Origin of the sequence: Streptomyces sp. NPDC059567 (assembly GCF_042735655.1) — a bacterium.
GTDB lineage: Bacteria > Actinomycetota > Actinomycetes > Streptomycetales > Streptomycetaceae > Streptomyces.
Genome location: NZ_JBHWBS010000010.1, coordinates 1 through 12,870, shown reverse-complemented (window position 1 = coordinate 12,870; position 12,870 = coordinate 1). Strand labels below are relative to the sequence as shown.

Below are 12,870 nucleotides of genomic sequence, written 5' to 3'. Positions count from 1 at the left end.
AGTCGAGGAACCGGGTTCACCACGTCGGTCGGTAACCCGAGTGGCTGCCGTCAAAGTTGAGTACGGGATAGAAGTCGTTCAGGTTGGTCACTCCGTCATAGAGACGGCCTGGCAGCCGCTCTGGGAATTGGCCATGCTGGAGCGCCGGGGTTGGATGATCGACTACGACATACTGAAACGATCGCAACCGACCCAATGGGCCACCTCATGCAGTTCGTCCTCGATCCGCCGCGCGGCGTGGCTCTCGTCCTGCTGGGAATGACGCTCGACGAAACGGTTGCCGCGGTGTCGGCCTGGGGCGCGCCACGGGTGTACCCGGCCGATGAGGTGCGCGACTTCGACCTGGTCTCCACCGAGTACGACGGGATCGGCTTCCAAGCGGCCCTCGAACGCGACCACCGGGTCACCGCGGTCACCGTCTGGGGACCCGATGAGGGCGAGGATCCCGACGTTCAGATCATGCTGGACGGGCTCGACGTCTTCCGCACCCCCGCCGACGAGATTCTCGCCAACGCCGCTCGCAAGGGCCGGCAGGTCAATGACAACGACCCGCGAGCCCCCTGCATCCCCGGAGTCACCCTTGCCTTCACCCGGGACACCTCCCAGGAGGTACCGCGGGACGAGGAGGGCCTGCCGGTCTACTTCACCTCGGTGCTCGTGGCCGACGAGAAGTATCGGGAGAAGTGACGTTGGCCCAGATGCCGATATGGCTCGTCGGCGATGAGGAGACGTTCGTGGTCTGTCCGTCCCGGGAGCTTCCGAGACCGTGATCGCGCCTCGCCGGGCGACTGCCGACAGGTGCCCTCGATGGCAGCCGCACCCTCCCGCCCCCGGTGGGGACGGCCCGCATCGCGTCATCCAGGACCTCGTTGCGGTCGCAGCGACGACGGGGCGGAATCTCCAGCGCGGCCCACGCCGTAGCACTACTGCGACGTGAAGGCACGGCGAGGGCTTCGCCCGTAAGACGGGTGATCGAGGCGGTCAGCCGTGGGTACACATGGGAAGCCGTTGCTCCTCGTGACCCATTGCAGCAGAGGAAGGTTTCATGGCTTCGTCCCCACAGTGCCATTCGGCGGACGTCATTGTTGTCGGCGCGGGACCGGCCGGCTGCACCGCCGCTCACTATTTGGCGCTGGCAGGCCATCATGTCCTGCTGCTGGAGAAAGCCGCCTTTCCGCGGGACAAGATCTGTGGAGACGGCCTCACCCCGCGCGCCGTGAAGGAACTCGTCGACCTGGGCCTCGATATCGGTGGAGATGGCTGGATCAGGACGCGGGGTCTTCGGCTCCACGGCTCCGGCACGACTGTGGAGATGCCCTGGCCCGGCCAAGGGCCCTTCCCTGACTTCGGGCTCGTACGCAGCCGCATGGATTTCGACCACCTTCTCGCAACGAAGGCCGTGGCGAGCGGCGCGCTCCTGCACGAGGGGACCAAAGTCACTGAGCCCCTCGTCGACCCGACGACCGGCCGCGTCAGCGGCGTGATCGCTCAGCAGGAGGGCGCCACTCGCACCTACCGGGCGCCGTTGGTGGTCGCTGCCGACGGTGCGTCGAGCCGCCTGGCCGTCGCACTCGGTCTCCAGCAACGCAGGGACCGACCCATGGGCGTGGCCGTGCGCCGCTACTACACGGCGCCACAGCATGACGAGGACCTGTTGGAGGCCTGGCTCGACCTGGAAGCACGTGACTCTCGTAATCGAACGTACATGCCGTTCGGATACGGATGGGTCTTCCCTGTGGGCGGCGGTGCCTTCAACGTTGGCGTGGGCACCTTCCACATCGGACTCAAACCCAAGGTCGACCACCGACAGCTTTTCAGAGAGTGGACCGCGCGCCTTGCCCCCGCCGGGCACTTCGACGAAGCCCACGCTCTCAGCCCGCTGCGCGGAGCACCGCTTCCCGCCGGCCTCAACCGGTCTCCGCTCTACACACGCGGTCTGCTTCTGACCGGCGACGCCGGCGGAATGATCAATCCCCTCAGCGGCGAAGGCATCGACTACGCGATGGAGTCCGGACGCCTGGCAGCCGAAACAGCCACCCGGGCGCTCGCGCAGCCCACCGCGCATACACGCGAGGAAGCCCTGCTCGCATACCCCGAGATCATCCGCGATGCTTACGGCCGGTACTTCACCGTCGGACGCCTCGTCGTCCATGCCCTCGGCCACCCGGCTGTCATGAAGCTCGTCGCCACCAAGGCCCTTCGCCGCCCCATCCTGCGCCGCTTCATGTTCAAACTCTGGGTCAACCTCGCAGACCCGTACAGCAAGGACGCTCTCGATCGCGTCATCACCGCCCTCCAGCGCGCTGTCCCCGCAGCCTGAGCGCACACTCCATGAGCGGGAGATGGAAGCGGGCTGGCGGGACGCTTCTGTGGCGTGCGGGTGCGTATGCGGTCCGCAGGGGCCGCCCGTGCAGCCTTCCGCTGGACGGGTCACGGCTGGTCGCGGCGTACTGGCGCCGACGGTGGTGACCCGGGCACCGGACTCGTCATCCCTGACCGCCGCGAGCGCGGGAATGCTCGACTCGCCCCTTCGCCGCGATCCCCGAATCCGCCCACCACGCCATCGGGGAGATCACGCGAGTGGCCCGCACCCGGGTGACAGACCCCAGCGGAGGAGACACTCCGCATCCGGCGCCAGGCCCTCGCCCTCCGCTTCGGGAGAGAGTGGCTACGCGACGCTCGAGCGCCTCCAGACGGGGTAGGCACGCGAGCGCCCGCGCACGTCGCGTGGCTCCCTGTCTGAGGGGCCGCATGCCGCGTTACGTGAGCATGGGAACGGGATCGCCCGGGCCGCCGGGGTGGATCTCCAGGCCGCATACGGGCCAGGTCGTGCCGATGTGGCCATCCCAGCCGGGAAGGCGCATGACGGTCTCTCGCGATGACGCATATGGCAGGCGTGGACTTCCACGGTTCGCCTGCGCATGGGGGGCGAATTCTGTTTCAATCCGATAGACGAGTCAGCGATGTTCCTCGGGGGGTGGACGTTGTATGACTGTCTCGTGTGATCTGGAGCGGGTGAGCCCATGAGCGCCCCGCCAACATCGATCACCAGCAGGATTCGGGCTCTTCCCATCCTCGCTGACCATTGGACTCAAAGTTCTGACCGTCCTGGAGGTCTACGCGCTCAAGCGCTGCCGACCTTGGGGCGCTTACGGGCACACCCAGGTCTGGTACTCCGAAGGCCGCCGGCCCCGAATGACGACCGAGCACGTCGGCCATTGGGCCGCCTACCTGCTTCACGGCGCTGTCTGCCGTGTGTGCGCCGCCCGCCACCGGTAGTGGACCGGTCTCCGAACGGCGGACACACCCACAGGACTCTTCCGATGCTGCTTCTGGTCGGATCCGGTGTCTCCGTCATCCAGCATCCATGTCCGCGCCGGGACATGCCAGGCGTGGCCGATCAGCGAGAAGAGAGCATGACAGCGAATCTCCCACCCGCAGACCTGACCACCGACACCCTGGCCCGCGCTTGGGCGACTGGTGATCACAGGGCAGAGGCACAGGCTCTGTGCGATCTGGGTACGGCGCTGATGGGTGCCGGCCGGACGAGCGAAGGCAGGTACCTGTGCCGCCGAGCCGTGAGTCTTGCCGAACAGCTCGGCGAACGGGACATCGAGGAGGCGGCCTTGAGCACGCTGGGCTACACCCTCGCCCAGTTCGAGGAACTCGGGGAGCGGTGGCGCGCCGCCTTGTTGGAGGGCGGTGACGAGACCGAGCACTTCCCGAGCTTGGCCGCTGCACGTTCTGACGAGTCCTACCGCACGGGCCGACACCCCGAAGACGCCTTTCGCCTCAGCGAGTCCGCAGTCGTCGTACTCGCCTCCGGATTCGTCGCTGTGAAGTTCCTCGGGCCGTTTGTGGAAGCCTTTGCCACCAAGCTTGGCGAACGGTTGGGTGAGTCGGCAGTGGCCGCCGCCGGACGGCTACGACTGCTGCGGAACGACAGGGATGGCCGCACGGACCTGGATGTGCTCACGCCCGGTTCGCAGCGAACGACGTTGGTTCTTCCCGAGGACTTCGACGACGCCGCGCGGTTGGGAGCCATCGAGCTGGATATCAGCGCGGACGGTGTGCGGGGAGCAGAGCTGCACTGGGACACCGCTACCGGCACATGGATTCCGGCGAACACGTGATCGGACGTCAGGGAGGCAGGGGTACCAATGGATAAGCAAGCGGTGTGCGACACCTGCAACGCAAGGATCGAACGAGCCCACTGTTACTGCCTGACGACCACGACAGTGGTGTTGTCGGAGGCATACTGGCGCAGCCAGTTCCGGCTGGCGACCGAGGTGGTGCGTGCGTTCGGCGGGGCTGAACGCAGTCAGTCGACCGTCTTCGACGGGCTGATCCGCCAGGCCGCAGGCAGCACCACCCTCTGGCTGATCTGTGAGGACTGCAGCGAGCATTTCGCCTTCGACCGTGCCGCAGCACGTGAGCACGCCTTGCATGGCACCGTGCCGGCGCGTTCGGGCGCGGTCGACCCCGGAGGCTGCGCCCAGTTCGCCGCGGCCGCGTGGGAGCACGTCTTCGGGCGCTGGCCGAGCAACGTCCAGCAGCCGACGGTCGGTGACACCTGCGACTTCTGCGCGAAGAAGGTCTATCAGGGGGAGTTCGCCGGTCAGCTCGGGGTTGAGGTGACCGAGCGATACCTGGCGTCCGGTGTCCTGGAAAGCCCGCCACTGTGCCCGCCTCGCGCGGGCAAGGGCGGCTGGCTCTCGTGCATGGTCTGCATGAACCGCGTCGTGGCCAGGGCGAGCCGCGCGGAGGGTGGTCGGTGAGCTCCGATCCGGCCCGTTCCTTGGAACTGTTCGAACAGGGCAAGGGCCTGTTCCTGCGCGGACAGTACGCCCGCGCGGCAGAGCTGCTGGCCACCGCGGCCGAGTTGACCCCGACCTCGGTCGGCTGCCAGTTCATGCTCGGCGCCAGCAGGATGAACAGCGACGACGTTGCCGGTGCGCTGTATCCACTGGCGCTGTGCGTGTACTTCGATCCTGACCACGGCAGCGGCCGGTTCGCCCTCGGTACGGCCCTGCGCCACCTCGGCCAGCCGGAGCAGGCGGCCGTCCATTTTGCGTACGCGGCATACCTGGGCAACCCACAGGCTCCGGCCATGCTGATCCAGCTCGGCCTGGCGCACTGCCCGGACTGCGGCGGCCCGGTCGGGCCGGCGGCCGAACGCTGCGACATCTGTGCCGGCATCCCCCGGTCGATCAGCCCGCCCCGTCCGCGCACATGGTCATGGACCCATCTGCGGGCCGACGACTACCGCTCGCGAATGTCGCTGCCCTGCGAAGAGTTGGCTCAGGTCGCGCGGGGGCACCTGGACCGATATGTCCAGCGCGGTGGGTCCCACAACGTCGACGACGCCATCACCTACCTTGAGCTTGCCGCTGCCGCCGCTCCGTTTGCCGAACGGCCGCTTCGGCTCACTGAACTCGGTAGCGCCTATCGCCAGCGCTCCGCTTGCCACGGCTTACCCGCGGATATCGATCACGCAATCGATTGTCACGAGCAAGCGCTCGACCAGGCTGGCGCCGACGGCACTGAGGGGATGATGATCCTCGCCAATCTCGGCCTGGCCTACGGGGCCCGCAACGAACTCAGCTCGGTCGCCACCGACCTGAAGCGGGCGATCGAGTGCTTGGAGAGAGCGATGGACACCCCGACCCAGGCGATGCAGACCCCGACCCAGGATCCGGATCAAGGCCTCGCCGTCATGGCGAACGCCGGGTTGTTCTACCAGCGCCGTTTCCAGTCCGATGGCGATTCAGCCGACCTCGACCGTTCGATCGAGCTGCAGATTCCCGTCGTCGAAGCCACCCCTCCCGAGCATCCCCGCCACGCCGGTCGTATGGCCAATCTCGCGGTTGCCTGTGCGGCACGATATGAGAAGGACGGCCGACGGGCCGACCTGGACCGGGCCCTGGAGTTGGCCGACCGGGCCGTCGCTGCGACCCCCGGTGACAGCCCGGCACTGCCCATCCGGCTGTCCATTCGCGGCGGCGCCCGGTTGCACCTCTACCTGACCGATCGCGGGAGCGGCGAGCTCGACCACGCGATCAAGGATCTGCGGCAGGCCTTGGACGCCACGCCCGACGGTCACCCGCAGGTGGCCCCTGTACTCGCCCAGCTCGCCAGAGCGCACCTCGTCCCCGGCGCGCGTCCCTTGGCACCAGGCCGGCAGATGCTGGAGGCATGGGAGGCCCGGCTGGAGTCGGCGCGAGGTGCCTCGCCGAGCGAACGGGCCCTGGCCGGACGCAACCTGGGCACCCTCGCCCACGCCTGCGGGCAGTACGACCTGGCCGCGCGGGTGCTGGATTCCGCCGTCCAACTGATGCCTGCCGTGCCATTGCGTGGAACAAGCTGGACCGACCGGGAACGATGGTTCGGCGAGCACCGCGGTCTGGTCAGCCAGGCATTCGCCGCACACTGCGCTCTCCTCGATCCGCTCCGAGCCGTTCAGCAGGCCGAACTGGGCCGCGGCATGCAGCTGGCGACCGTACTCGACGCGCACGACGACCTCACCGACCTGGCCCGTGAACTCCCGCATCTGGCACGTGCGTTCCGGCAGGTCCGCAAGGAGCTGGCCGGATCGTCGGCGTCCCAGTCCGTCCTCTGGGACCGGTACGGGGACCTGGTCACCCAGATTCGTACGCATCCCGGATTCACCCGGTTCCTGATGACACCTCGGGTGGAGGAGCTGCGGCGGGCGGCGGCCGGCGGGACGGTCGTCCTGGTCAACTGCGGCCGGGATCGGGCCGACGCCATCCTGATCAGAGCCGAAGGAGACCCCCGGCAGGTGCCACTGCCCGACCTGTCTTCCAGTGACGTCGAGGCCCAGGCCGAGGCGATGGTCGACTCCGCGCACACCGGGAGAGGGGACCCTGCGATGGCGGGCCGGCTCGCCTGGCTGTGGGACACGGTCGTACGGCAGGTAGGGGATGCGTTCCCATCAGGTGAAACCCCGCATCGGGTCTGGTGGCTCCCGATCGGGCTGCTCGGCCTGTTCCCGCTGCACGCTGCCGGACATCCGGGCCGCCCCGGCGCACTGGATGCGTTCGTCTCCTCCTACACCCCGACGTTGCGGATCCTCGCGCATGCCCACGACCGCCCCTCGACGGCAGCGCGGCGGCAGTTGACTGTGGCGCTGTCGAACACGCCGGGCCTGCCGGGATTGCCAGGCGTTCTCGCCGAAGCCCTCGACCTGCACCGCCGCCATCCCGACCAGCCGCCGCTGCTCAACCAGGACGCCACCACCGGACAGGTCGCCGCGGAATTGTCCACCGCCACCTGGGCGCACTTCGCCTGCCATGCGCTGGCCGACTACAGCAACCCCTCAAACGGCGGACTGTGCCTGAGCGATGGCATGCTGACCATCCCTGAGATCAGCCGCCTGGCCCTCACCGACACCCAGCTCGCCTACCTGTCGGCATGCTCCACCGGGTACCGGAACCTGGAACACGTCGATGAATCGCTCAACCTTGCATCCGCCTTCCAGCTGGCCGGGTTCCGTCACGTCATCGCAAGCCTTTGGCCGTTGAACGACAGCTTCGGTGCGGTGGCGTCCCGCAGGTTCTACGGCGAGCTGTCCGGCGCTGCCGACGACGCGCCCAGAGCTCTGCACGAGACGACGCTCGAGCTGCGCCGCCAGTACCCTGACCGACCCGACCTGTGGGCCTCCCTGATCCACAGCGGTCCCTGAGCCAGGTTGGGCGTGGCTCTTGACCTGGGGCCTTGAAGCAACCAGGCCGGGCGCGGCGCACATGCTCTGTGGGACATCGAGATCGAGTTACCCACGGTCATGGGGTGTGCGCAGCACGTCGCAGTGGGGCACTCCGCTCGGCCGACCCTCGAAGGCGCCTTCCGCGCCTCGATCCGTACTGGATTCCCGGTCGGCGAGAGCAGCGGGCATCTCCGGCCCTGGGGCCGTCACGTTCGTGGCCGCTTGATTGCAGCCTGCGGCATGGGCTAACGAATCGGTGACGTTCGTGCCAGCCCCAGACCCGGAATCAAGCCATCGTCGTTGTCCGTGCATGACCACACCGCAAACCGAATCCGTTGCCTCGTTCGCCAGGCTGACGGGAGCCTACTGGCTCGAACAGCCTGACCATCGGGACGCCGAATGCGCGAGCTGCAGTCGCCTGCTGCGCAATGACACCCGGCAGCCATCGCAAGCCGCGGCTGTGCCGCGGCTGACGATGCTGATCATGGCAGCCGGCACCATCGGCGCTTCGCTGGTCAACGTCGTGCGCGGCTGATCCGAGGTCGACCGCACGATCTTGGGTTCAGAGCCCCGGTCCGTCGGCGCAGGGCGATCCGCGGTGATCCCAGGGTGGGTCACATCGCCTGCCGGCGTCGGCGGCAGTTCCTGTGCGATGGCGTGGTGGGCCATGACACCGCTGACGGTGTCGCGGGAGGTCGTCGTCCTCGGGCCCTCGTCACCCGCCCTTGAGCCTCACGGGCCACGCCTGGGCGAGGCGGCGCCGTCGGCTGTGGCTGCCGAGGTCCTGCACGACGGCAGGATCCGAGGCTGTCCCGCCGGAGGACAACTCGTTCCGGGTCCCGCAGACTCGGATCTAAGGGGAGCCGCCCTTCCTGCCGTCCTGCGGGGGCCCGCCGTGCACGATGTGCCCTACTGGCTGTGGATCGCCTTCGCCGCCACCGTCCTGGTGTCACTGGCGGTCGACCTTCTTGCCCACCGAGAGGCTCACGTCATCGGCTTCCGCGAGGCTGCGGCGTGGAGCGGAGTGTGGATCAGTCTGGCCTTGGTCTTCGGTGGTGTCGTCTTCGTCGTCGTCGGCACGCAGGCCGGGGTCGAGTACACCACGGCGTGGTTGCTGGAGAAGAGTCTGTCGGTCGACAACCTCTTCGTCTTCGCATTGATCTTCGGCTACTTCAAGGTCCCGCGGGCCTACCAGCACCGCGTGCTGTTCCTCGGGGTGCTCGGAGCCCTGGTGTTCCGCGGACTGTTCCTCGCCGCCGGCGTCGCCGTCGTCAGCCGGTTCACGGCCGTCCTGTACGTCTTCGCCGCCATCCTCTTCTACAGCACGTACAAGATCCTCAATGAGGAGGACAACAGCTTCGACCCGGGGCGGAGCCTCGCCGTCCGGCTCCTCCGGAAGATCATGCCTGTCCGGGACGACTACGCCGGGACCAAGTTCTTCGTCAAGGAGGCGGGGAAGCGGGTCGCGACACCACTGCTCGCCGTGGTGGCCGCCATCGAGGCGGCCGACCTGGTTTTCGCCGTGGACAGCGTGCCCGCCGTGCTCGCGGTCAGCAGCGACGCCTTCATCGTCTACAGCAGCAACGCGTTCGCCATCCTCGGACTGCGGGCGCTGTACTTCATGCTGGCCGGCATGTTGGACCGCTTCCACTACCTCGGCAAGGGGCTGGCGCTGATCCTCGCGTTCATCGGCGTGAAACTGGCCCTGCAGGCCTCTCACAAGCTGATCAGCCCCGCGATCCCGGAGATCCCCTCGCCGGTGAGTCTCGCTGTGATCATTGTCGTCCTCGCCGTGTCCGTCGCCTTGAGCCTCCTGCGGCCACTGCCGACTGATGGCGACGACACGGCACACGGCAAGTGACAATCTCCCAGGATTGCTTCAAATTAGGGCAAAATGGACGTAAAGTCGATTCATGTACGAAGAAGAGCACCCTGCGGCAACCCGCCCTGGGCATCTCTGCCCGTCTTGCAAGCAACCGCTGCCGGCGACCATCCATCGGCACAAGACGATGGGCATTTACGTCCCGCAGTACGCCGATACACGCTGCACGAACCCCTCCTGCTCCGAAGCCGGACAAGCGGAAAGACAGGAGCCGGAGGCCGACCGAAGCCCGCGCCCCGAAGGCCAGGCACCCTCCTGAGGCGCTGCCGCACGTACCGCCACCCACTGCACGAAATGCGCCCCCTTCGCCCCGGAACCATGGGGCCGCGCCCGAACGAGCCGCCGCCGCGTTGAGCCTCACATGCCGGACCTTCCCCCTGGGGCCCGGCGCTGACCGGTGCGCGAGGGCAGCGGGGGTATCACCCAGCGGATCGCCGAGGTGACGGCCAGGCCACCGGGCCGTGCGACACGCAGGAGCAGCCGGGTTCTCATCGGCAGGGCAAGGTGCTCTCGCGCCCATGGCGGCAGCAGGTCCACGGCCGCGGCCGCCAGGAGGGCGTACGGAAGGCGGGCAGGCCGCGGCAGGGGCGGAGCGGCCAGCAGATACTGCGCCGTCGCCGAAGACTCTTCCGTCGGTGCCAGCTCACCGCGCCGACTGCTGAGCGAAGCGACCAGAGCAGCGACGGTCATGGGCGGGTCGACGATGCCCAGCCGCCGGGCCACCGACGCCATGTCCTCGACGTAGCCGTCCTGCTGCAAGCTGGTCAGCACACCACGGCCGTACCGTTGATATGCCTCCAGAAAGCAGTACGTCTCGGCGATGTGCACCCAGGCCAGCAACGACGGATCCGAAGCGCGGTAGGCCACTCCGTCGGACGTGGTCCCGGTCACCCGCGCATGCACACCACGCACCCGTTCGACCGCACGCTCGGCGTCCTGCGCCGTTGCGAACGTCGTCTCCGCCAGAAACGTACTGGTGCGCTGAAGGCGGCCCCAGGGATCACCGCGGAACCCCGAGTGCGCCCATACCGCCGCCATGGCGACGGGATGCAGCGACTGCAGCAGAAGAGCGGCCAACCCCCCGATGTACATCGAAGCGTCCGCGTGCACGGTCCGCACCGGCCTGTCCGGGCTGAACCAGCGAGGACCCGGCGTCTGGTGGATCCGGGCACGCTTCTGATGGGCAGTGGGGCCCGCCACGCGCCGCATCAGCGACTCGCCGGCCTTCTCACGCAGCTTGCCGACCAGCACCAGGTGCACAGGAACGAGCCTCCTTTCGGATTACTCGAAGCACACGCCCGCCCGGACCAGGCTGGGGGCCCGTGCCCGGGCCTGCCGGGGACCTACCGGGTGCGCGAGACCGTCCCGCCTCAGGCGCCCGACCCTGCCCCGAAGCAGGGTGGCGTGGGTTTCCACCACGGAGCCGGTCCACGATTCGCCTGGTGACCGTCATGGGTTCCGGAGCGGTGAAGGCCGCCGTCACTGGCACCACCGTACGCCCGGGCAGCTTGAACGACACCCGTACGACCAGGGAGTCCTCCTCGTCCGGCAGCTCACCTGTGGGAGTGGTGGGCACCTTCAGGTCCACGAAGGAGAACGGGTGCAGCCAGGCCCGCGCCACGGGTCGAGGCGCTTGCCTGTCTTCACCCGTGCCGCACGCATCCGATACGAGACACATCTGGGAACCGCAGATGTAGGAGTGCGAAACCAGTACGCCGGCGACGTTCGCGCGCCCGGCGGACGAGCAGGGAGGGCGCGATGACCGTCTCCGTCGTTCTGTACACCTCTGACCTTCGGGTCCATGACCACCCACCGCTGAGGGCCGCGCACGAAGGGGCGCAGGAAGTGGTACCGGTGTTCGTCCGGGACCGCGCCGTGGACCGGGCCGGATTCGCAGCGCCCAATCGGCTCGCCTTCCTCGCGGACTGCCTCTCGGACCTCGACCGGGGACTGAAGGACCGCGGCGGCCGTCTCGTGGTGCGCGAAGGCGACACCGTGACCGAGGTCCGGTCCCTGGTGCGGCAGACCGAAGCCGACGAGGTGCACATGGCTGCTGGTGTGACGGGCTTCGCCAGGGCCAGGGAGGCACGGTTGCGCGAGGCGCTCGAGGAGGACGGCTGTCGGCTCTACGTGCACGACGGCGTCGTGACCGTCGTGCCGCCCGGTGACGTCACCCCGTACGGCTCGGACCACTTCGCCGTGTTCACGCCCTACTACAAGCGCTGGGCCGGCGAACCCCTCCGGACACCGCTGGCCGCCCCCAAGGCCCTGCTCGTGCCCTCGGCGGTGCGGTCGGAGCGGATGCCACGGCGGTCCGCGATCGCGGACGTGTCACCGGGACTCGCCGCGGGAGGGGAGAGCGAAGGGCGCAAGCGGCTGGGCTCCTGGTTGTCGGATCACGTCGGCGCGTACGAGGATCGCCATGACGACCTCGCGGGGGATGTCACCTCCCGTCTCTCGCCGTACCTCCACTTCGGAGCCGTCTCCGCCGTCGAGGCCGTGCATCGGGCGAGGAAGCGCGGCGGTGCCGGGGCCGAGGCGTTCGTACGGCAGTTGTGCTGGCGTGACTTCCACCATCAGGTGCTCGCGGCGCGGCCGAGGGCGGCGGGCGCGGACTACCGTCCACGTCACGACCGTTGGAGGCGCGGCACGGACGCCGAAGCGGATCTCGCGGCGTGGCGCGAGGGGCGAAGCGGCTACCCCCTGGTCGATGCCGCCATGCGGCAGCTCGCCCACGAGGGCTGGATGCACAACCGAGGCCGATTGATCGCCGCCTCCTTCCTGACCAAGACGCTGTACATCGACTGGCGGGAGGGCGCACGCCACTTCCTCGATCTGCTGGTGGACGGCGATGTGGCGAACAACCAGCTCAACTGGCAATGGGTGGCGGGCACCCGGTACCGACACCAGGCCCAATCGCGTCCTCAATCCGGTGCTGCAGGCCAAGCGGTACGACCCTGACGGCAACTACGTGCGGCGCTGGGTCCCCGAGCTCGCCGGGCTCGATGGTCCGGCCGTCCACGAGCCCTGGCGGCTCACCGGACTCGACCGGGCATCCCTCGACTACCCGGAACCCTTGGTCGAACTCCCCGACGGCCTGGCGCGATTCCGCCACGCTCGGGGCGTCGCCTGACGGGTTCCACCGTCAGCGCCGGATCCTGTAAGCCGCCTCGGCCGGGCCCCCGGGGGCGGGGCGGCACGCCGCCCCCCCCCGGGGGGGGGGAGCCGGGGGGGTGGGGTGGGTCGACCCGCCACAAAGGCGGGT

General features: G+C 68.5%; 9 protein-coding genes and 2 pseudogenes. 9 read left to right on the top strand and 2 right to left on the bottom strand.

The window, feature by feature from the left end:
• The first annotated feature begins 207 nt into the window (after nucleotides 1-207).
• The 8 genes and pseudogenes from ACFVZW_RS07525 (at nucleotide 208) to ACFVZW_RS07490 (ending at nucleotide 9,584) form a co-directional block, all read left to right on the top strand.
• Nucleotides 208-687 (top strand): hypothetical protein, encoded by a 480-nt coding sequence (locus ACFVZW_RS07525; protein WP_384518116.1) that lies wholly within the window; start codon nucleotides 208-210, stop codon nucleotides 685-687.
• A 358-nt stretch (nucleotides 688-1,045) separates the two neighbouring features.
• The gene (locus ACFVZW_RS07520) at nucleotides 1,046-2,320 is read left to right on the top strand and encodes a geranylgeranyl reductase family protein (protein WP_384518113.1); all 1,275 of its coding nucleotides are present in this window, start codon (nucleotides 1,046-1,048) and stop codon (nucleotides 2,318-2,320) included.
• Nucleotides 2,321-2,361: 41 nt separating this feature from the next.
• A pseudogene (locus ACFVZW_RS07515) lies at nucleotides 2,362-2,457 on the top strand (IS5/IS1182 family transposase); the annotation flags it as partial.
• Between the two features lie 866 nt (nucleotides 2,458-3,323).
• Nucleotides 3,324-4,133 carry a hypothetical protein gene (locus ACFVZW_RS07510; RefSeq protein ID WP_384518110.1) on the top strand — a complete coding sequence of 270 codons (810 nt, stop codon included), beginning with the start codon at nucleotides 3,324-3,326 and terminating at the stop codon, nucleotides 4,131-4,133.
• Nucleotides 4,134-4,160: 27 nt separating this feature from the next.
• A complete protein-coding gene (locus tag ACFVZW_RS07505; RefSeq protein ID WP_384518108.1) occupies nucleotides 4,161-4,778 on the top strand; it encodes a hypothetical protein in 618 nt (205 codons plus the stop codon).
• A complete protein-coding gene (locus ACFVZW_RS07500; protein ID WP_384518105.1) occupies nucleotides 4,775-7,702 on the top strand; it encodes a CHAT domain-containing protein in 2,928 nt (975 codons plus the stop codon). Before ACFVZW_RS07505 ends, ACFVZW_RS07500 begins: the two co-directional genes overlap by 4 nt.
• A gap of 331 nt (nucleotides 7,703-8,033) precedes the next feature.
• Nucleotides 8,034-8,258, top strand: a complete 225-nt coding sequence (locus ACFVZW_RS07495) for a hypothetical protein (protein ID WP_384518102.1) — start codon at nucleotides 8,034-8,036, stop codon at nucleotides 8,256-8,258.
• 360 nt (nucleotides 8,259-8,618) lie between these two features.
• On the top strand, nucleotides 8,619-9,584 hold the full coding sequence (locus ACFVZW_RS07490; protein ID WP_384518099.1) for a TerC family protein: 966 nt from the start codon (nucleotides 8,619-8,621) through the stop codon (nucleotides 9,582-9,584).
• Between the two features lie 378 nt (nucleotides 9,585-9,962).
• On the opposite strand, the gene ACFVZW_RS07485 is transcribed toward ACFVZW_RS07490, so the two are convergent.
• On the bottom strand, nucleotides 9,963-10,814 hold the full coding sequence (locus tag ACFVZW_RS07485; RefSeq protein ID WP_384518394.1) for an oxygenase MpaB family protein: 852 nt from the start codon (nucleotides 10,812-10,814) through the stop codon (nucleotides 9,963-9,965).
• Nucleotides 10,815-10,833: 19 nt separating this feature from the next.
• The gene (locus ACFVZW_RS07480) at nucleotides 10,834-11,283 is read right to left on the bottom strand and encodes a DUF5914 domain-containing protein (protein ID WP_384518096.1); all 450 of its coding nucleotides are present in this window, start codon (nucleotides 11,281-11,283) and stop codon (nucleotides 10,834-10,836) included.
• 80 nt (nucleotides 11,284-11,363) lie between these two features.
• Here ACFVZW_RS07480 and ACFVZW_RS07475 point away from each other — a divergent pair.
• Nucleotides 11,364-12,738, top strand: a pseudogene (locus ACFVZW_RS07475) (cryptochrome/photolyase family protein).
• Nucleotides 12,739-12,870: the final 132 nt, after the last annotated feature.

Coding starts and splice junctions, on each gene's coding strand:
- ACFVZW_RS07520 (WP_384518113.1), top strand. CDS start 1,046: ATGGCTTCGTCCCCACAGTGCCATTCGGCGGACGTCATTGTTGTCGGC.
- ACFVZW_RS07485 (WP_384518394.1), bottom strand. CDS start 10,814: ATGCGGCGCGTGGCGGGCCCCACTGCCCATCAGAAGCGTGCCCGGATC.
- ACFVZW_RS07510 (WP_384518110.1), top strand. CDS start 3,324: ATGCTGCTTCTGGTCGGATCCGGTGTCTCCGTCATCCAGCATCCATGT.
- ACFVZW_RS07505 (WP_384518108.1), top strand. CDS start 4,161: ATGGATAAGCAAGCGGTGTGCGACACCTGCAACGCAAGGATCGAACGA.
- ACFVZW_RS07495 (WP_384518102.1), top strand. CDS start 8,034: ATGACCACACCGCAAACCGAATCCGTTGCCTCGTTCGCCAGGCTGACG.
- ACFVZW_RS07480 (WP_384518096.1), bottom strand. CDS start 11,283: ATGTGTCTCGTATCGGATGCGTGCGGCACGGGTGAAGACAGGCAAGCG.
- ACFVZW_RS07525 (WP_384518116.1), top strand. CDS start 208: ATGCAGTTCGTCCTCGATCCGCCGCGCGGCGTGGCTCTCGTCCTGCTG.